Below are 18,792 nucleotides of genomic sequence, written 5' to 3' on the forward strand. Positions count from 1 at the left end.
GGGCCCCCCCCCCCCGGCGGCGGCGCCGCCCCGGCCCCCCCGGCGCCCCCCCCCGCCGCGGTCGTCCCTGCACGACCCCGACCGGTTCGGCGACGTCTTCGACGCCCACTTCGCCGAGATCCACGGGTACGCCGCCAAGCGGCTGGGCCCGGACGCCGCGGGGGACATCGCGTCCCAGACGTTCCTGGAGGCGTTCCGCAACCGGGACCGCTACGACCCGGCGCGCGCGAACGTGCGGACGTGGCTGTACGGCATCGCGACCAACCTCATCGGCAAGCACCGGCGCGCGGAGGTGCGCGGCCTGCGGGCCCGCGAACGGCTCCCCGCCCCGGGCGCGGAGGGGCACGCCGACCGGGTGGACGCCCGGGTCAGCGCGCAGGGCCTGCGCGGACGGCTGGCCGGGGCGATCGCCGGGCTGCCGGACGGCGAACGGGACGTGCTGCTGCTCGTCGCGCTCGCCGACCTCAGCCACGAGGAGGTCGCGGCGGCGCTCGGCGTCCCCTACGGGACGGTCGGGTCGCGGCTGAGCCGGGCCAGGAAGAGGGTGCGCGAGGCACTCGGCGGGACGAATCCGATGCGTGAGGTGGAGGACGACCATGGATGAGCTGGAGACGATCCGCGAGGCGTACGGGGAGCCGGCACCGCCGACGCTCCGGGAGACGACCGAGGCGCGCGCCCGCGTGCTGGGGAAGCGGCCGCCCCGGCGCTCCGGCCTCGGCCGGCGGCTGAAGGCGGGGATCGGCGTCGCCGCCGCCGGCGCGGCCGTCGCCGTCGGGATCACCGTGACCGGCTCCGGCTCGCCCGCGCCGCCCTCGCGGACCTCGCCCGCCCCCTCGGTCGACCTGGGCAGGCAGGCCGTGCTGGCGGCGGCGGGCAGGGCCGCCGCCCAGCCGGGCGGCAGGTACTGGTACTCCGACAGCGTCGGCGGCCAGTCGTACCTGGTGCGGCCCAAGACGGGCGCCTACGCGATCGTCGGCGCGCACACGGAGTTCTACAGCTGGGCCGGGGCGAAGCCGGGCATGGGCGCGGGGAGCTACGGCCGCGACATCCCGTCCCGGCCGCTGACGAAGGAGGACGCGGAGCTCTGGAAGAAGGACGGGTCGCCGTCGAGGTTCCGGGTCTGGTCGAACGACCACTACGGCACCTACGGCCTGGGCACCTCGAAGTGGGAGATGGACCCGCCGTCCCCGGAGGGCGGCGGGAGGTGGCGCGGCATGACCGCCGAGCAGCTCCAGGACCTGCCGACCGACCCCGAGGGGCTGACCAGGGAGCTGTTCTCCGCGGAGGCCCGGTTGAAGCACATGGATCCGCACCTCCCGGCCGCCGGCCGCCGGAACCTTGAGGAGGGGATCAAGGAGCGGCCGGTCGATCCCGCGTACACCTTCGTCGCGGCCGGCGAACTGCTGCGGGACGCGCCCATCCCGCCGGGCGTCCGGGCCGGTCTCATGCGGGTGCTCACCGCGCTGCCCGGGGTGACGGCGATCGGCACGGCGACCGACGCGCTGGGGCGGACCGGCCCCGCGCTGGCCAGGACCATGGAGACCACGAGGGTCACGGCGGAGGACGGCGCGCCCGCCGCCGAGCGCGGTGACTACGACTCCCGCCAGGAGCTGGTCTTCGATCGGCGGACGGGTCGGCTGATCGCCTCGCAGAACGTGCTGACCAGGCCGGGCGGCCCGTACCGGGACCGCAGGCCGGGCTTCGTGATCAACTACGAGGCCGTCCGGGACGCGGGCTGGACGGACGCCAAGCCGGTGCCGCCCGCCCGGTTGCCCTTCTGAGCCGTTTCACCAGCGCCCCCGCCCGGCATTCCGGGCGGGGGCGCTCGCGCGTGAAGGCGGGACGGGGGATCGGTTGAGAGCGGGGTGACCGTGATCGTGCACTCCCCCGACAGCGAGGATCTACCCCATGGCCCTACACGACCCGCCGGATTCCGGTGGGGCCGACTTCGAGGCGGCGGGCGCGTCCGGCGCGTCCGACGCCAACGCGTCCGACGCGGCGGCGATCACGCGTTCGCGGCGCGAGCCCGCCGCGTTCGCGGAGATCTTCCACCGGCACTTCACCGCGATCCACGGGTACGTGGCCCGGCGGCTCGGCGCGGACGCGGCCGACGACATCGCCGCCGAGACCTTCCTCACCGCGTTCCGCAAGCGCGACCGGTTCGACCCGGCGCGTGGAACGGTCCGGCCCTGGCTGTACGGCATCGCGACCCGGCTGATCGGGCTGCACCGGCGCTCGGAGGGCCGCCGCTACCGCGCCCTCGCGCGCACGCCCGCCCAGCCGTTCGAGGACGGCCACGAGGACGTCGTCACCGCGCGCGTCACCGCCGGCGGCGCGGGGGCGGAACTCGCGGACGCGCTGGCCCGGCTGCCGCGCGGGGACCGGGACGTCCTGCTGCTGGTCGCGCTGGCCGACCTGTCCTACGAGGAGGTCGGGCAGGCGCTCGGCATCAAGACGGGCACGGTCGCCTCCCGCCTGCACCGCGCCAGGCGCCGCCTCCGGGAGTCGCTCGGCGGCACCAACCCCACCTTGATCGTTGAGGAGACGCCCGCGTGAACAGGAACGAGATGGACCAGGTCAGGGGCCTGTTGGGCGATCCGCCCGCCCCCTCGGCGAGAACGACGAACAAGGCCCTGACGATGCTGGAGGACGAGATGGCGGGCAGGACGGCGGGCAGGCGCGCGCGGACGGGACGGCGCCGGATCGCCTGGCCGGTCGGGCTCGGCGCGGGGCTGGTCGCGGCGGGCGCGGCGGCGGCCGTCGCCATCGCCCTCACGGGCCAGGGCCCGGCGGGCCCGTCCGGCTCGCCGGAGGCGGCGGGGAACGTCGACCTGAACAAGCAGGCGGTGCTCGCGGCGGCCGCCAAGGTGGAGCGGACGCCGGTCGGCGAGTACTGGTACAGCGACAGGATCGACGGGCAGTCCTACGTCGTCCGGGCGAAGACCGGCTCGTACGCGATCGTCGGCGCGGCGAGCGAGTCCTTCCACTGGGCCGGCATGAAGAAGGGGGACGGCGAGGCGTACTACGGCCGCGACCTCCCGGCCCGGCCGCTGACGAAGCGGGACGGGGCGCTGTGGCGCAAGGCCGGGTCGCCGTCCAGCTTCCGGGTCTGGTCGAACGACCACTACGCCACCTACGCCGCCAAGGGCACGAACTGGACGTCGAGCGGCCCGGGGGTGGGCCTCGACCCGCGCGGCGGCGGCGAGTTCCTGGGCAAGCCGGTCGAGGAGTGGCGGAACCTGCCGACCGACCCGGCCAAGCTCGCCGAGCGGTTCCTCAGCGAGCAGGAGATGCGGCGGGCGGGGGGCCCGGCGGGGAAGGCGCTGAAGCTGCGGGACTCGGCGTCCGCCTCCGGCGGGATCTGGCGGACGGCGTCGATCCTCGGCGGCACCCCCGTCCCGCCGAAGGTGCGGGCGGGGCTGATGCGGGCGCTGGCCGGACATCGGGGCATCACCGCGATCGGCGAGGCGACCGACCCGCTGGGCCGACGGGGCGTCGCGCTGGCCTCCGCCGAGCGCACCGCGACGATCACCGGCGAGTGGGGCACGCCGAAGGACCACCAGGGGACCTACGCGTCGCGGACGGTGATCGTCTTCGACGAGAAGACCGGTGACGTGCTGTCCGTCCAGGACACGCTGACCAAGCCGGGCGGCCCGTACGCGGAGATGGGGCCGGGCTTCGTCATCAACTACGTGGCCATCCGCTCGACGGGCTGGAGCGACACCAAGCGGCAGCCCCCGGCGGAGCAGCCCTTCTGACCCTCCTGTGCACGGGGCCGGCGACCGCTGCCGTTATCCCCCGGTGAGTACCGCCGCCCCGCCGATGCCCTCCGCCCCGACCGGGGGCGGAGGGCATCGCCGTCCCGGCCCTAGGGTCTGCGGGATTCGAGGCCGTCCAGCACGCAGCCGAGGCCGAAGGAGAAGCGCTCCTCCAGGACGGCGCGGGTCTCCTTCATCCAGATGTCGCGGATGTGGGCCGCGAGATCGGGGCGCTCCGCGTCCAGCCGGTCCAGGTACGGGCCGAGGTTCTCCACCCATTCGGCGGCGGACGTGCCGTGCTGCTCGCGCTGCCAGCTCGCCTCGCTGCCCGCCGCGCCGATGACGTAGTCCACCACCGCCGACCAGGCGTATTCGAGGTCGAAGCCGGTGAAGCCCGCCGACCCGAACGCGGTGAGCACCTCGTCCAGGACGCGGGTGGCGTTCGGGCCGATCATGGGGCGGCTGCCGAACAGCGTGACCGTCCACGCGTGCCGGTGGATCATCGCGCGCAGGCTGTGCGCGTAGCCGTCCGCCGCCGCGCGCCAGCCGTCCCCGGCGGGGACCTCCACCTCGGCCATGACCCGGTCGAGGGCGAGTTCGAGCAGCTCGTCCTTGTTCGCGACGTGCCAGTACACCGACGTGGCGCCGGAGTTCAGCCGGGTGCCGAGGCGGCGCATGCTGAGCCCGTCCAGGCCCTCGGCGTCGAGCAGGCCGAGCGCCGCGTCCACGATCTGGTCGCGGGTGAGCGTGGGCTGCTCGCGCCGCGTTCGCGGCGGGCGGGTCCAGACCGATGTCGGCCCCGCCGGTGCCTTGGCCATGGGCCTCCTCCTCGCGGCTCGTGTCGTCTCGTACAGGGTACCGGGACTTGAACAGTGTGCGAGGTAGCTCGTACAGTGTGCTGGTCTACTCGAACACTGTACGAGGAGGGTGCCATGAGCCCGCATCCGAGGCGCTGGCGGATACTTGCCGTGCTCTGCCTGAGCCTGTTCGCGGTCGTGGTCGACAACACGATCCTGAACGTCGCGATCCCGTCGCTGCTGGACGATCTGGACGCCACCACGTCCGACGTCCAGTGGGTGATCGACGCCTACTCGCTGGTCTTCGCGGGCGCGCTGCTCACGGCGGGCAGCCTCGGCGACCGGTACGGCCGCCGCCGCGCGATGCTGATCGGCTTCGCGCTGTTCGGCGCCGGCTCGCTGCTGGCCGCGTTCGCCGCGAACCCCGCGCAACTCGTCGCCACGCGCGGGCTGATGGGCGTCGGCGGCGCGTTCCTCATGCCCGGGACGCTGTCGATCATGGCGCAGGTGTTCGGCGAGGACGAGCGGGCCAAGGCGTTCGCGATCTGGGGCGCGACGTCGATGGTCGGCATCGCGGCCGGGCCGACGCTCGGCGGGTTCCTGCTGGAGCACTTCTGGTGGGGGTCGGTGTTCCTGGTGAACGTGCCGGTCGCGCTCGTCGCCGTCGTGGGGCTGGTCGTCCTGGTCCCGGAGTCGCGGGGGCCGCGCCGCCGCCCGGACGTGCTCGGCGCCGCGCTGTCCACGCTCGGCATGTCGGCGCTGGTCTGGGCGATCATCTCCGGGCCCGAGCACGGCTGGACGGGCCCGCGCACGCTCGGCGGGCTCGCCGTCGCGGCCGCCGGGCTGGGCCTGTTCGTGCTCTGGCAGCACCGCAACCCCGAGCCGATGCTCGACCTGCGGCTGCTGGCGCACCGCCGGTTCTCCGGCGCCGCCGCCGTCATCGCGATGTTCGGGTTCGCGCTGGCCGGGACGATGTTCGCGCTCACCCAGATGTTCCAGCTCGTCCTCGGCTACGGGCCGCTCAGGGCGGGGCTCGCGATGCTGCCGGTGGCGGTCTCGGCCGGGGTCGGCAACGGCCTCGGCGCCGCGCTGGAGGCGCGGATCGGCGGGTCGAAGGCCATCGCCGCCGGATTCGCGATCGCCGCCGCGGGTTTCGTGGCGCTCGGCCTCGTCGGCCCCGGCGACGGCTTCGGCGTGATCGTCGTCGGGCTCGCCGTGTTCGGTCTCGGCGCCGGGCTCGGCACCCCGGCCGCCTACAACACGCTGATGGCCGCCGTCCCGCGCGAGGAGGCCGGGGTCGGCTCGGCCGTCAACGACGCCGGGCAGGAGCTCGGCAACGCGCTCGGCGTCGCCGTGATCGGCAGCATCATCTCCGCCGCGTACCGAGGCGGCCTCCCGGGCGGCGTGCCCGCCCCGGCGCGGCACTCGCTAGGCGAGGCGCTCGCGATCGGCGACCCCGGCCTCGCCGCCGCGGCGCGGGACGCCTTCGTCCACGCGCAGTCGGCGGGCTCCTTCACCGCCGCCGCGACGATGCTGGCCGCCGCGGTCTTCGCGCTGGTCGTGCTGCGCGGCGACCGCGCGCCGGACCGTCCGGCGGAGGGCCGGACGCGGGCGGCCGTCCCGCACGCGTGAAAGCGATCCGGGGGCCGAGCGGAGTAGATGATGACACCAACTCCCGGAGGTAGCCCATGCCCGACCCCAGCCGAGGGGCCGACGGGTGACGGCCCCGCCCGAACTCGCCGAGCCGGAGGCCGCGCGCGACGACGCGGCGCTGCTCGCCGCCTCCCTCCAGGACGGCGAGGAGTTCACCGCCCTGTACGACCGGTACTTCCCAGCGGTGTACCGGTACGTCGCGGGACGTCTCGGACGTGAGGCGGCCGACGACGTCGTCGCCGAGACGTTCCTGGCCGCGTTCCGCCGCCGCGCCGCGTTCGACCCGGCGCGCGGCGCCGTCCGGCCGTGGCTGTACGGGATCGCGACGAACCTGATCGCGCAGCACCGGCGGACGGAGACCCGCCGCTACCAGGCGCTCGCCCGCATCGGCACCGAGCCCGACCAGGCGGGCCACGAGGACCGCGTCGCGAGCTCGGTGACCGCCGAGCGCCTCCAGCCGCACCTGGCCCGCGCGCTCGCCGGGCTGTCGCGCAAGGACCGCGACGTCGTCCTGCTCAAGGCGCTCGGCCAGCTCGGCAACGAGGAGATCGCCGCCGTCCTCGGCGTCCCGTACGGGACGGTCGGCTCCCGTCTGAACCGCGCGCGCCGCAAGCTGCGCGCCGACCTGCCCTTCGACGGCACGGAAGGACCCTGACATGGACGGTGACATGGACGGTGACATGGACGGTCTGGACGAGTTCCAGATGATCGCCACGATGCTGGACGAGCCGCCGGAGCCCGGGGCGGCCGCCGCCGGACGCCGCCGCCTCACCGAGGGGATCCGCGGGCCGCGCCGCCGTCCGCTCCGGTCGAGGTGGCCCGTCCTGGGCCTCGCCGGTGTCGCGGCGGCGGCCGTCGTGGGCGCGGTGCTGGTGTCGTCGGGCACGTCGCCGCGGGCGCCCGATCCCGTGGACGCCCGGCCGGTGTCGGCGCGGGAGGTGCTGCTGTCGGCCGCGGAGCGGGCGGAGTCCTCGCCCGACATCGGCCGCTACTGGCACCGCCGGACGCTCGCGACCACGTCGGTCGAGGTCGGCCCCGAGGGCGGACGGTACCAGGTGGAGCAGCGGCGGGTCAGCGAGACCTGGGCCCGCCCGGACGGCCAGGTCTGGATCGCCGACCGCGACGCGGGTGCGCGCCCCCGCACCGCCGCCGACCAGGCGGCCTGGGAGCGCGACGGCAGGCCGACCGGCTGGAAGGGCCGGTCGAGGCTCGGCGGCGGCCGCCTCACGCTCGCTCCCGGACCCGGCACGGTGATCAAGGCGCGCGGCCCGCGCTCGTTCACGGTCTGCGACAAGGAGATGTCGTTCACGCAGGTCCGGGCGCTGCCGACCGACCCCGCCGGGCTACGGGACGCCATCCGGAACGCGATGCTCCACAACGACGACGGCCCCGTGCCCGCCGACGCCCAGACCGGTTTCGTCAGGGAGTGCCTCACCGGGCTGCTCTCCGACGTGCCCGCCCCGCCGAAGGTGCGCGCCGCCGCCTACCGGGCCCTCGCCGGCATGCCCGGGGTGAAGGCCACCGGCGCGGCCGACGACGGCACCGGACGCGCGGGCGTCGGCATCCTCATCCAGGACCGCGGCGGCGCCGGGACCCGGCTGACGATCGACCCGAAGACCTCGTTCGTGCTGGCCGAGACGCGGGAACCCGGCGGCGCGCCGCTCCCGGTCAAGGGCCACACGCTGATCCACCTCCAGGTCGGCTGGACCGACGAGGGCCCGCGGATCCCCGCCCTTCCCTGACCGTCAGCCCACCAGGTCGAGCGGGCCGGTGCCGGTCTCCGCCAGCGGCAGGCCGAGCGCCGCCCGCTCGGCCAGCCATCCGCTCGGACGGTAGCGGGGGTCGCCGGTGGCCTCGTGCAGCCCGCGCAGGACGGCGAGCACCCGCGCGGCCCCCACGCCGTCGCCCCACTCCAGCGGGCCGCGCGGGTATCCGAGGCCGAGCCGGGCGCCGGTGTCGATGTCCGCCGGACGGGCGAGACGCTGCTCCGCGATGCCGCACCCGACGTTCACCACCGCCGCCATGAGCCGCTGGGCGACGCTCGCGGGCGCGTCCCGGACGACGCTCACCGTCCGTCCCGTCGCGACGAGGGCGGCCAGCGCCGCGCGCCCCGCGTCCCGGTCGACCCCCGGATGCACGGCCAGGGTGAGACGGGTGAAGAACCCGCCGAACGGGTCCACGCCGAGGGTCCGCTCCAGGGGGAGGCCGTCCGGGACGCTCCGCGCGACGTCCAGGACGCTGCGTCCGAACGGCGCCACCAGCACGATCGCCTCACCGGACGGCACGTCCCCCGATTCCACCTGCACGCCGCCCTCGGACAGGAGCGCGCCCAGCCCCTCCCTTACGCCGGGCTCCGCGTCGTGGATCCAGACCGGGCGCGGCGCCACGTCCGGCGCGGAAACCTCGTCAGGTTCCTGCTTGGCGCCGTCCACGTATTTGTAGAAGCCCTCACCCGTCTTGCGCCCGAGGAGGCCCGCCTCCATGCGCGCCCGCGCGATCCGGGACGGACGCAAGCGCGGCTCGGTGTAGAAGCCCGTCCAGATGCCCTCCATCACCGGTTGCGACACGTCCAGGCCGGTGAGGTCGAGCAGCTCGCACGGGCCCATCCGCAGGCCGAGGACGTCCCGCGCGATCCGGTCGACGTCCACCGGCTCCGCCGCGCCGTCCGCCAGGATCTGGAGCGCCTCGGTCACCAGCCCGCGCCCGGCGTGGTTGACGAGGAACCCGGGCGCGTCCGGCGCGAGGACCGGCTCGTGCCCGAGGCGCCGGACGAGATCGGCCAGCGCGTCCGGCACCCATCCGGCCGTCCGCGCGCCGGGGACCACCTCGACCAGCCGCATCAGCGGAACCGGGTTGAAGAAGTGCAGCCCCGCCAGCCGGGACGGGTCCGCCAGCGCCGCGCCGATCGCCGTCACCGGCAGCGAGCTGGTGTTGGTCGCGAGCACCGTGTGCTCGGGGCACACCTTCTCCAGCGCCGCGAACAGCTCGCGCTTGGCCGCGAGGTCCTCCCGGATCGCCTCCACCACGAGGTCGCAGTCCTGGAGCGGCGTCAGCGGCTCCCCGACCGGGCGCAGCCGCGCCTTGGCCTCCGCCGCCTCGGCGGCCGTCGTCCGCCCCTTCGCGGCGAGCCGGTCGAGCATCGCGCCGATGTGCTCCACCGCGTCCGCGACCGCCTCCAGCCGCTCGTCGGCCAGCTCCACCGTGAGCCCGCCCGCCGCCGCCCACTGCGCTATCCCGCGTCCCATCGCCCCGGTGCCGATCACCCGGACCGTCGTCGCCCGCCCTGCCCACTGCTGCATCCAGACCTCCTCGCTCGTCCGCACATTCAACAAGAGTCCGCTCGGCGGAAACCCGCCCGTGAGTCGCGATCGGACACGTCGTAGCCTGCCAAGTACCCGCCAAACCCGGAGAAAGAGGAGCACACCATGCGCGACGCGGTGATCTGCGAGCCGCTGCGTACCCCGATCGGCCGGTTCGGCGGGGTGTTCAAGACCGTCCAGCCGACCGAGCTCGCGGCCACCGTCATCAGGGCCCTGGTCGAGCGCACCGGGCTGCCCGGCGACGCGATCGACGAGGTCATCCTCGGCCACTGCTACCCGACCTCCGACGCGCCCGCCATCGGACGCGTCGCCGCGCTCGACGCCGGGCTCCCCGTCGAGGTCGGCGGGATCCAGATCGACCGGCGCTGCGGGTCCGGGCTCCAGGCCGTCGTCAACGCGGCGATGCAGATCCAGACCGGCGTCAGCGACGTGATCATCGCGGGCGGCGCCGAGAGCATGAGCAACGCGCCGTTCTACACGACCGAGGCGCGCTGGGGCATCCGGGGCACCGGCCTCAACCTGCACGACTCGCTCGCGCGGGGCCGCGTCACCGCGGGCGGCGCGAACCACCCCGTCCCGGGCGGGATGCTGGAGACCGCCGAGAACCTGCGCCGCGAGTACGGCATCGGACGCGAGGAGCAGGACGAGCTGGCGGTCCGCTCGCACCGGCGCGCGGTCGCGGCGCAGCGCTCGGGCGTGTTCGCGGAGGAGATCGTCCCGGTGACCGTCCGGTCGCGCAAGGGCGACACGGTCGTGGACACCGACGAGCACCCGCGCCCCGACACCACGCTGGAGGGGCTGGCGCGGCTGCGTCCGGTCCTCGGCAAGAGCGACGACGCCGCCACGGTCACGGCGGGCAACTCCAGCGGCCAGAACGACGCCGCCGCCGCGTGCGTCGTCACGACCCCCGAGCGCGCCGCCGAGCTGGGCCTGCGCCCGCTCGTCCGGCTGGTCTCGTGGGCGCGCGCGGGCGTGCCGCCGCGCACGATGGGCATCGGGCCCGTCCCGGCCACGGCCAGGGCGCTGGAGGCGGCCGGGCTGGCCTTCGCCGACCTCGACCTGATCGAGCTGAACGAGGCGTTCGCCGCGCAGGTGCTCGCCGTCACCCGCGAGTGGGACCTCAAGGACGCCGACTGGGACCGCGTCAACGTCCACGGCTCCGGCATCTCGCTCGGCCACCCCGTCGGCGCGACCGGCGCCCGCATCCTCGCGACGCTCGCCCGCGAGATGCACCGCCGCGAGGCCCGCTACGGCCTGGAGACCATGTGCATCGGCGGCGGCCAGGGCCTCGCGGCGGTGTTCGAGCGGGTCTGAGCCGGGGTCAGGCGGGCGGCGTCCAGGACGGGTCGCGCCCGGTCATGGCGATCATCCGGTCGAGGGGCCCGGCGCCGTCAGGGGCGGTGTGGGCGGCGCCGAACAGCCCCTCGACGGGCGCGCCGCCGCTGTTTTCGACGGCCGCGCCGACGAAGTTGAGACACAGGTCGACCTCCGCCTCGTCGACCTCGTAGGGTCGGCCGAGCGCCCTGGCGACGTCCCAGCCGTGGACGACCAGCTCGTTCAACGCGACGCTGCCGGCGACCGAGGCGGGCAGGTCGACGCCGCCCGCGCGGGTCATGCCCTCCCACGCGGCCGGGTCGCCCCACGCGGCGGCGAGCGCGTCGAGCTGCTCGGGGATGCTCTCGCGCCAGCCGTCCGGCAGCCGGGACGCGTCGCCCGACGGCGGGGCGGACTTGTCCGCCGGCCACGCCTTCGCCGCCGTCCAGGCGAGGCCGACCGAGAACCCGTTCACGTGGTCGATCAGGTCGCCCAGCGTGTACTCCTCGCACGGCGTCGCCGCGCCGAGCGCCGAGTCGGGGACGCCGGCGATCAGGCGGCCGAGCCGCCGCGCCGCCGGGGCCAGGTCCGGGGAAGAGGTCGTGCCGGTATCGGTGCTCACAGGGCGCTCCTTGATTGGTCCTCGTAGATATTGACTCCTGGACGGGACGATTCTCATCGCCTCTCCGGATCTCTATGGTGTGGGGATGACGCGAGCATCGGCAGCGGATCACGGTGGCCGGGAGCGGCCGAGCGCTGACCTGCGGAGCGGCGCATAAGCTACTACCGAGTAGTATTCGGCCCCCGGATGATGCGCGGTATGCGGCGAGTCCTACGCTGACTGCCATCGCCCGTAGCAGGAGGACGGAACCGTGTTCTGGACCACTTTGATCATTGGGCTCGCAGGGACGGCGGTCGCGCTGGCGCTGGCCGGACGGCGCGTGCTGTTCCTCTACGCGATCGCGCGCGGCGGCCAGCCCGACCCCGAGCGGGTGCTCCAGGTCAGGCGCGACCCCAAGAGCGACGTCGAGGACCAGGTCACCGAGGTCTTCGGCCAGCGCAAGCTACTCAAATGGACCGTCGCCGGCCTCGCGCACGCCGCGGTCATGTGGGCGTTCATCCTGCTGATCACGGTCTACCTGGAGGCGGCGGTCGCGCTGCTGTTCGGGTTGGACGAGCACATCCCCGGGCTCCAGACCTGGGGCCCGATCGGCTTCGTCCAGGACACCATCGCGCTCGCCTGCGCCGCCGGACTGCTCACCTTCACCGCGATCCGGATCAAGAACTCCCCGCGGCGCATCGGGCGCGACTCCCGCTTCAAGGGCTCGCACCTCAGCGGCGCCTGGATCACGCTGTTCATGATCTTCAACGTGATCTGGACGATGTTCTTCTTCCGCGGCGTCGAGTGGGCGAGCGGCAACCTCGACTACGGCAAGGGCGCCTACTTCTCCTACGCCGTCGGGCACCTGTTCGACGGGATGAGCCACGACACCCTCGAAGTGCTGGAGTCCGTCGGGCTGCTGCTGCACATCGCGGTCGCGCTGGTCTTCCTGGTGTTCGTCGTCCACTCCAAGCACCTGCACATTTTCCTGGCGCCGCTGAACGTCATGTTCAAGCGCCGCCCCGACGGCCTCGGCGCCGCCCAGCCGATGATGTCGGGCGGCAAGCCGCTCGACTTCGAGGAGGCCGACCCCGACGAGGACGTCTTCGGCCGGGGCAAGATCGAGGACTTCACCTGGAAGGGCTTCCTCGACATGGCGACCTGCACCGAGTGCGGGCGCTGCCAGTCCCAGTGCCCGGCCTGGAACACCGGCAAGCCGCTGTCGCCGAAGATGGTCATCCTCGAACTGCGCGACCACGCCCTCGCCAAGGCGCCCTACTTCACCGCCTCCGAGGAGGCCCGGGAGAGGTTCACCGACGAGCAGAAGCTCGACATGCAGGTCGACAAGGAGCTCGTCGGCGAGAACGGCGTCATCCACCCCGACGTCCTGTGGTCGTGCACCAACTGCGGCGCCTGCGTCGAGCAGTGCCCGGTGGACATCGAGCACATCGACCACATCCTCGACATGCGCCGCTTCCAGGTCATGATCGAGTCCTCGTTCCCGTCCGAGGCGGGGGTGATGCTGAAGAACCTGGAGAACAAGGGCAACCCGTGGGGCATGTCCGAGACGAAGCGCCTCGACTGGGTCGGGGAACTCGACTTCGAGGTCGAGGTCGTCGAGGAGAAGCTGCCCGAGGACACCGAGTACCTGTTCTGGGTCGGCTGCGCGGGAGCCCTTGAGGACCGCGCCAAGAAGACGACCAAGGCCGTCGCCGAACTGCTGCACATCGCGGGCGTGAGGTTCGCCGTCCTCGGCCCGATGGAGGCGTGCACCGGCGACCCCGCGCGCCGGCTCGGCATGGAGTTCGTCTTCCAGATGCTCGGCCAGCAGAACGTCGAGACGCTGAACGAGGCGGGCGCCAAGAAGATCGTCGCGACCTGCCCGCACTGCTTCAACACCCTCGCCAACGAGTACCCGCAGATCGGCGGGAACTACGAGGTCGTCCACCACACGCAACTGCTCGCGCACCTCGTCGAGGAGGGCAGGCTCACCCCGGTCACCCCGATCGAGGAGAACATCACCTACCACGACCCCTGCTTCCTCGGCCGCCACAACAAGGTCTACAAGCAGCCGCGCGACATCATGGCCACCGTCCCCGGTGTCAGGACGCAGGAGATGCACCGCCACAAGGACCGCGGGTTCTGCTGCGGCGCCGGAGGCGCGCGCATGTGGATGGAGGAGCGGATCGGCAAGCGCATCAACACCGAGCGCGTGGACGAGGCGCTGGAGACCGACCCCGACACCGTTTCCACGGCCTGCCCGTTCTGCCTCGTCATGCTGGGCGACGCCATCAACGAGAAGAAGAACTCCGGTGAGGCCAAGGAGTCGCTGGAGGTCGTGGACGTCTCGCAGCTCCTGATCCGCTCCATCAAGGGCGAGGGCGGCTCGGCCCCCGCGAAGGAGGCCGTCGCGGCGGAGTGACTTCTGGGGCCTGCGGGGCAGGAGTGACGCCCGGGGCCGCCTGGCCTCGAATTCATGTCGCGGTCAAGCGACCCATAGCGGTCCATGATGCTCGGAAGGCCGCCGAACTGGTATGACCAGGGGATGGCCGTGCTCGTGTCCCTCCTGGCGTTCCTGATGACGCTCGCCGGCGGTCTCGCCGCGATGCGCGTCCGGGACCACCGGCACCTCGTCCTCGGGCTCGCGGGCGGGCTGATGCTGGGCGTCGTGGCGTTCGACCTCATCCCCGAGTCGCTGGAGATGACCCACGACCGGCCGCTCGGGGTCCCCGCCCCGATGATCGGCTTCGCGTGCGGGTTCCTGCTGCTGCACGTGGTGGAGCAGGCCGTCGCGATCCACCGGGGGCACGAGGGCGAGTACGCGCCGCACGACCATCCCGGCGGCCACGCGCACGGCCCGGCCGAGGGGCGGGCCGGGCTGCTCGCCGCGGCCGCGCTCGTCGGGCACAGCCTGGTGGACGGCCTCAGCATCGGCCTCGGCTTCCAGTCCGGGATGGAGACCGGCGTGTTCGTCGCCCTCGCCGTGATCACGCACGACTTCGCGGACGGCTTCAACACCTTCACCGCCGCGTCCCTGAACCGCGAGAACAACCGTCCCGCCCTGCTGATGCTGCTCGCCGACGCCGCCGCGCCGATCGTCGGGGCCGCGCTCACGCTGCTGGTCTCTGTCCCGGACGCGGTCCTCGGCCCCTATCTCGGGGTGTTCGCGGGGGTCCTGCTCTACCTCGCCGCCTCCGAGATCCTCCCCGAGGCGCACAGCGGGCACCCGCGCGTGATGACGCTGTGCGCCACCGGAATCGGCCTGCTCGCCGTCGTCTTCAGCGTGGGAGTGGCGGGCTGAGAATGGCGGAGGGCCGTCCGGAGACCCGGACGGCCCTTCTGCCGTTCTCCTGTTTGGAACGTTCCGAACAGGGGTCAGCCCGTCATGGACCGGGCGAAACCGGGGTTCGCCTTCAGCCATTCCGTGACGGCCTGGTCCGGCTGCCCCTTGTACTTGTTCTCGATGAGGTCCTCAAGCGAGCCGAGCTGCTTGTCGTCCATCCGGAACTTCTTCAGCCAGCCCGCGACCTCGGGCTTGTCGTCGCCGAAGTCCTTGCGGGCCACGGTGTTGATCCCGTCTGGCCGGCCCATCGCGCCCTTCGGGTCCGCGAGGTCGCGGACGGGGAACTTCGAGTACGCCCAGTGCGGCCGCCACAGTGTGACGACGATGTCCTTCTTGGCGTCGGTGGCCTTCTTCAGCTCGGTGAGCATCGCCGCCGTCGAGGACGTCGTGACCTCGTACTCGTCCTTCAGCCCGTAGGCGGGCAGCATCTTCTCCTGCGACACCCGGTAGAGCCCGGAGCTCTTCTCAATGCCGACGATCTTGCCTCCGTACCGGCCGCCCTTCCCCTTCAGGTCGTCGAGCGACCTCAGCGGCGAGTAGTCCGGCACCGCGATCGTCAGCGGCGCCTTGTCGTACCAGACGCCGATCTTCTCCAGCTTCTTCCCGTACTGCTTCCAGTAGTCCTCGTGGGTGCCGGGGAGCCAGGAGTCGATGAACAGGTCCACGTCCCCCTTCGCCATTCCCGTGTAGAGCGGCCCGGTGTCGAGGGTCTTGACGTCGACCTTGTAGCCCTTGTCGGTCAGCAGGCGCTTCCACAGCGCCGTGGCGGCCTCACCCTCGGCCCAGCCGGAGACCACGCCGATGGTGACCTCCTTGTCGTCCTTCTTGTCACCGGAGTCGCACGCCGCGGCCCCGATTCCCATGGCCAGTGCGACCGCCGCGATCGCCGATCCCTTGAACGTGAAGCGCATGCCCTTCCCTTCTTCGTCCTGCGTGAAAGCCGACCAGGGTCAAGCCGGCCGCGAGCGGCGGCCGGGAAGATGACCGGTGGTCAGAAGATGTTCGCCATGGCGCGCGACACGGTCGTCCGGTCGCCCAGCGCCCCGGTGACGCGGTCCAGGAAGATCGCCAGCACGACCACGGCGACGCCGCCCTCGAAGCCCTTGGCGACGTCCACCCGGTTGATGCCCTCCAGCACCTCACCGCCGAGCCCGCCCGCGCCGACCATGCCCGCGATCACCACCATCGACAGCGACAGCATGATCAGCTGGTTCACGCCCGCCATGATCGACGGCATCGCCAGCGGGATCTGGATGCGGGTCAGGATGCGGCCCGGCGGCGTCCCGAACGCCTTGCCCGCCTCGACCATCTCCGGGTCCACGCCGCGGATGCCGAGTTCGGTCAGCCGCACGCCCGGCGGCAGCGAGAAGATCACCGTCGCGACCACGCCCGGCACCACGCCGATGCTGAAGAAGAAGATCGCCGGGATCAGGTACACGAACGCCGGCATCGTCTGCATGAGGTCCAGGGCGGGCCGGACCACCCGGCTCACCACGTCGCTCCGCGCCGCCGCGATGCCGACCGGGATCGACACCGCCACCGACACGACCGCCGACACCAGCACCAGCGCCAGCGAGTCCATCGCCGGCTCCCACAGCTCCATGCTCTCGATCAGGCCGAACCCGAGCAGCGTGAACAGCCCGAGCCTCCACCCGCGCAGGAACAGCGCGAGCAGCGCGAACACGACGGTCAGCGCCAGCGGCGGAAGCACGGTCAGCACGTCGGTCAGCCCGTCGACGGTCGTCTCGACCGCCGAGCCGATCCCGTCGAACAGCCACCCGAGGTTGTCGGTGCACCAGGTGACCAGGTCGTCGAACCACTCGCCCACCGGCACGCGGGGAAGATCACTCATCGACGGCCGCCTTCACCGGCGGCCGGGCGCTGATCGCGCCGAGCGCCGCGAGCAGCGTCACCCGGGGGATCACGCCGAGCAGCGTCCCCTCCGCGTCCGCGACCGGCACCGGCAGGTCGCTCTCCGCGCACCGCGCGAACAGGTCGGCGACCGGTGTGTCGGGCGCGACGGGCGCCAAGTCCTCGGGGTCGAGCAGGCTCTCCAGCGACTGGACGCCGTCCTGCACCGCGTCCGTGATCGCCACCGCCTTGACCTTGCCGACCAGCCTGCGGTCGCGCCCGACCACGAACGCCGCGTTGGACTGGTGCTCGCGCATCGTCCGCAGCGCCGTCCGCGGCCCGGTGTTCGCCGGGACGGTGACCAGCGGCTTCTCCATCACCGAGGCGGCCGTCAGTACTTTGGTACGGTCCACATCCGCGACGAACCGGGCGACGTAGTCGTTCGCCGGGTCCGTGAGGATCTCCTCTGCCGTCCCGATCTGCACGATCCGGCCCTCCCGCATCACCGCGATGCGGTCGCCGATGCGCATGGCCTCGTTCAGGTCGTGGGTGATGAAGACGATCGTCTTCCCGAACCGCCCCTGCAGATCAAGCAGCAGGTCCTGCACCTCGCGCCGGATCAGCGGGTCCAGGGCGCTGAACGCCTCGTCCATCAAGATGATGTCGGTGCCCGCCGCGAGCGCCCGCGCGAGCCCGACCCGCTGCCGCATGCCACCGGACAGCTGACCGGGGAGCCTGTCCTCCCACCCCTCAAGTCCGACCAGCCCCAGGAACTCCCGGGCTGTGCGCTCGCGTTCCTCCTTGGGCACGCCGCGCACCTCCAGCCCGTACGCCGCGTTGGCCAGGACCGACCTGTGGGGGAACAGCGCGAAGTGCTGGAAGACCATGCTGATCTTGTCCTGCCGCAGCGCCCGCAGCGCCCTGGGGGACAGCGTGGCGATGTCCTGCCCGTCGACCTCCACGGACCCGTCCGACACGTCCAGCAGCCCGTTCAGCATCCGGATCAACGTCGACTTGCCGGACCCCGACAGGCCCATGACCACGAAGATCTCGCCCTGCTCGACCTCGAAGTCGGCGTCGAGGACGGCGGGGGTGACACCCAGCGCCCGGACCTCCTCCGGCGTCGCACCAGCCCTGAGTCTTCGCTGCGCCTCGACCGCCTTGCGGCCGAAGAGCTTGGTGACGCTTCGCGCGCGGAGTATGGACACGATCTCCTTCCGTGTTCCCACGTCCGGGGTGAGAACGGGTTCACGCCCGGACAGGACTCAACTCACGCAAAGAGATGCCAACCGGACGCCGATGTCAGACGTCGGTCGAAACTACCCGTATCGCGAAGATGTTTCATCTTTTGGTGATCCGCGTCACGATCACACCCTGGTGCGATGGAAGTTCAGGTACGACCGCGACGGCGTCGGCCCCCGCTGATCCTGGTACCGCGACCCGTACTTCTCCGACCCGTACGGATACTCCGCCGGCGAACTGGTCCGGAACAGGCACATCTGCCCGATCTTCATCCCCGGCCACAGCTTGATCGGCAGCGTCGCCACGTTCGACAGCTCCAGCGTCACGTGCCCGTTGAACCCAGGATCGATCCACCCCGCCGTCGAGTGCGTCAGCAGCCCGAGCCGCCCGAGCGAACTCTTCCCCTCCAACCGCGCCGCGAGATCGTCCGGCAACGCGAACACCTCGTAGGTGGACGCGAGCACGAACTCCCCGGGGTGCAGCACGAACGCCTCGTCCGCCTCCACCTCCACGAGCCGCGTCAGATCCCTCTGCTCCACGGCCGGGTCGATGTGCGGATACCGGTGGTTCTCGAACACCCTGAAGTACCGGTCCAGCCGCACGTCCACACTGGACGGCTGAACCATGCCCGGCTCATACGGGTCGATCTTCACCCGTCCGGACTCGATCTCGAACCTGATGTCACGATCGGAGAGCAGCACGTCCAAAAGCTACCGCCCCCGCCCACCGCACGCGCACACCGCCGATCCGGTACGATGTCCGAACGACGGCGGCCCCCACACCGCCCACGCGGGTGTAGTTCAATGGCAGAACTTCAGCTTCCCAAGCTGACAGCGCGGGTTCGATTCCCGTCACCCGCTCACCACAAAGGCCCAGGCCAGGGACATGATCCCCGAACCTGGGCCTTGATCGT

Annotated in this window: 16 protein-coding genes, 1 tRNA gene and 1 pseudogene; 11 read left to right on the forward strand and 7 right to left on the reverse strand. The window is 72.6% G+C overall.

The window, feature by feature from the left end; genetic code table 11:
• Positions 1-67: 67 nt before the first annotated feature.
• The 4 genes from GNZ18_RS16345 (at position 68) to GNZ18_RS16360 (ending at position 3,758) form a co-directional block, all read left to right on the forward strand.
• Positions 68-604, forward strand: a complete 537-nt coding sequence (locus GNZ18_RS16345) for an RNA polymerase sigma factor (RefSeq protein ID WP_156217310.1) — start codon at positions 68-70, stop codon at positions 602-604.
• Positions 597-1,781 (forward strand): CU044_5270 family protein, encoded by a 1,185-nt coding sequence (locus tag GNZ18_RS16350; RefSeq protein WP_156217311.1) that lies wholly within the window; start codon positions 597-599, stop codon positions 1,779-1,781. The genes GNZ18_RS16345 and GNZ18_RS16350 overlap by 8 nt, the downstream gene beginning before the upstream one ends.
• A gap of 127 nt (positions 1,782-1,908) precedes the next feature.
• Positions 1,909-2,556 carry an RNA polymerase sigma factor gene (locus GNZ18_RS16355; RefSeq protein WP_156217312.1) on the forward strand — a complete coding sequence of 216 codons (648 nt, stop codon included), beginning with the start codon at positions 1,909-1,911 and terminating at the stop codon, positions 2,554-2,556.
• On the forward strand, positions 2,553-3,758 hold the full coding sequence (locus GNZ18_RS16360) for a hypothetical protein (RefSeq protein WP_156217313.1): 1,206 nt from the start codon (positions 2,553-2,555) through the stop codon (positions 3,756-3,758). The genes GNZ18_RS16355 and GNZ18_RS16360 overlap by 4 nt, the downstream gene beginning before the upstream one ends.
• Before the next feature lie 110 nt (positions 3,759-3,868).
• Here GNZ18_RS16360 and GNZ18_RS16365 read toward each other — a convergent pair whose 3' ends face one another.
• Entirely contained in the window at positions 3,869-4,576 is a 708-nt protein-coding gene (locus GNZ18_RS16365) for a TetR/AcrR family transcriptional regulator (RefSeq protein ID WP_156217314.1), read from the reverse strand.
• A 114-nt stretch (positions 4,577-4,690) separates the two neighbouring features.
• Between GNZ18_RS16365 and GNZ18_RS16370 the strand changes: the two genes are divergently transcribed.
• The 3 genes from GNZ18_RS16370 (at position 4,691) to GNZ18_RS16380 (ending at position 7,950) form a co-directional block, all read left to right on the forward strand.
• On the forward strand, positions 4,691-6,187 hold the full coding sequence (locus GNZ18_RS16370; RefSeq protein WP_156217315.1) for an MFS transporter: 1,497 nt from the start codon (positions 4,691-4,693) through the stop codon (positions 6,185-6,187).
• Positions 6,188-6,272: 85 nt separating this feature from the next.
• The gene (locus GNZ18_RS16375) at positions 6,273-6,863 is read left to right on the forward strand and encodes an RNA polymerase sigma factor (RefSeq protein WP_312874564.1); all 591 of its coding nucleotides are present in this window, start codon (positions 6,273-6,275) and stop codon (positions 6,861-6,863) included.
• A 1-nt stretch (position 6,864) separates the two neighbouring features.
• Positions 6,865-7,950 (forward strand): CU044_5270 family protein, encoded by a 1,086-nt coding sequence (locus GNZ18_RS16380; protein ID WP_156217316.1) that lies wholly within the window; start codon positions 6,865-6,867, stop codon positions 7,948-7,950.
• Positions 7,951-7,953: 3 nt separating this feature from the next.
• On the opposite strand, the gene GNZ18_RS16385 is transcribed toward GNZ18_RS16380, so the two are convergent.
• Complete coding sequence (locus tag GNZ18_RS16385) at positions 7,954-9,507, reverse strand: 3-hydroxyacyl-CoA dehydrogenase (RefSeq protein ID WP_156217317.1); 1,554 nt, start codon at positions 9,505-9,507, stop codon at positions 7,954-7,956.
• Between the two features lie 126 nt (positions 9,508-9,633).
• Between GNZ18_RS16385 and GNZ18_RS16390 the strand changes: the two genes are divergently transcribed.
• The gene (locus tag GNZ18_RS16390) at positions 9,634-10,842 is read left to right on the forward strand and encodes an acetyl-CoA C-acetyltransferase (protein ID WP_156217318.1); all 1,209 of its coding nucleotides are present in this window, start codon (positions 9,634-9,636) and stop codon (positions 10,840-10,842) included.
• A gap of 7 nt (positions 10,843-10,849) precedes the next feature.
• Here the strand turns inward: GNZ18_RS16390 and GNZ18_RS16395 are convergent, their stop codons facing one another.
• Positions 10,850-11,464: a TIGR03086 family metal-binding protein gene (locus GNZ18_RS16395; protein WP_312874565.1), complete on the reverse strand. Its 615-nt coding sequence runs from the start codon at positions 11,462-11,464 to the stop codon at positions 10,850-10,852.
• A 250-nt stretch (positions 11,465-11,714) separates the two neighbouring features.
• On the opposite strand from GNZ18_RS16395, the gene GNZ18_RS16400 reads away from it, so the two are divergent.
• Entirely contained in the window at positions 11,715-13,865 is a 2,151-nt protein-coding gene (locus GNZ18_RS16400) for a (Fe-S)-binding protein (RefSeq protein ID WP_308165805.1), read from the forward strand.
• 123 nt (positions 13,866-13,988) lie between these two features.
• Positions 13,989-14,744: a ZIP family metal transporter gene (locus GNZ18_RS16405; protein WP_156217320.1), complete on the forward strand. Its 756-nt coding sequence runs from the start codon at positions 13,989-13,991 to the stop codon at positions 14,742-14,744.
• Between the two features lie 74 nt (positions 14,745-14,818).
• Here the strand turns inward: GNZ18_RS16405 and GNZ18_RS16410 are convergent, their stop codons facing one another.
• From GNZ18_RS16410 to dcd, 4 genes and pseudogenes are all read right to left on the reverse strand, one after another.
• Positions 14,819-15,697: a glycine betaine ABC transporter substrate-binding protein gene (locus tag GNZ18_RS16410; protein WP_156217321.1), complete on the reverse strand. Its 879-nt coding sequence runs from the start codon at positions 15,695-15,697 to the stop codon at positions 14,819-14,821.
• 80 nt (positions 15,698-15,777) lie between these two features.
• Positions 15,778-16,485: pseudogene (locus tag GNZ18_RS16415) on the reverse strand (ABC transporter permease); the annotation flags it as partial.
• A 145-nt stretch (positions 16,486-16,630) separates the two neighbouring features.
• Positions 16,631-17,845, reverse strand: coding sequence for a quaternary amine ABC transporter ATP-binding protein (locus tag GNZ18_RS16420; RefSeq protein WP_312874566.1), 1,215 nt, complete (start codon positions 17,843-17,845; stop codon positions 16,631-16,633).
• Between the two features lie 159 nt (positions 17,846-18,004).
• Complete coding sequence (gene dcd, locus GNZ18_RS16425; RefSeq protein WP_214615488.1) at positions 18,005-18,580, reverse strand: dCTP deaminase; 576 nt, start codon at positions 18,578-18,580, stop codon at positions 18,005-18,007.
• Positions 18,581-18,668: 88 nt separating this feature from the next.
• Here dcd and GNZ18_RS16430 point away from each other — a divergent pair.
• Positions 18,669-18,739, forward strand: a tRNA-Gly gene (locus GNZ18_RS16430).
• Positions 18,740-18,792: the final 53 nt, after the last annotated feature.

Origin of the sequence: Actinomadura litoris (assembly GCF_009733595.1) — a bacterium.
In the GTDB taxonomy this organism is placed as follows: domain Bacteria; phylum Actinomycetota; class Actinomycetes; order Streptosporangiales; family Streptosporangiaceae; genus Spirillospora; species Spirillospora litoris.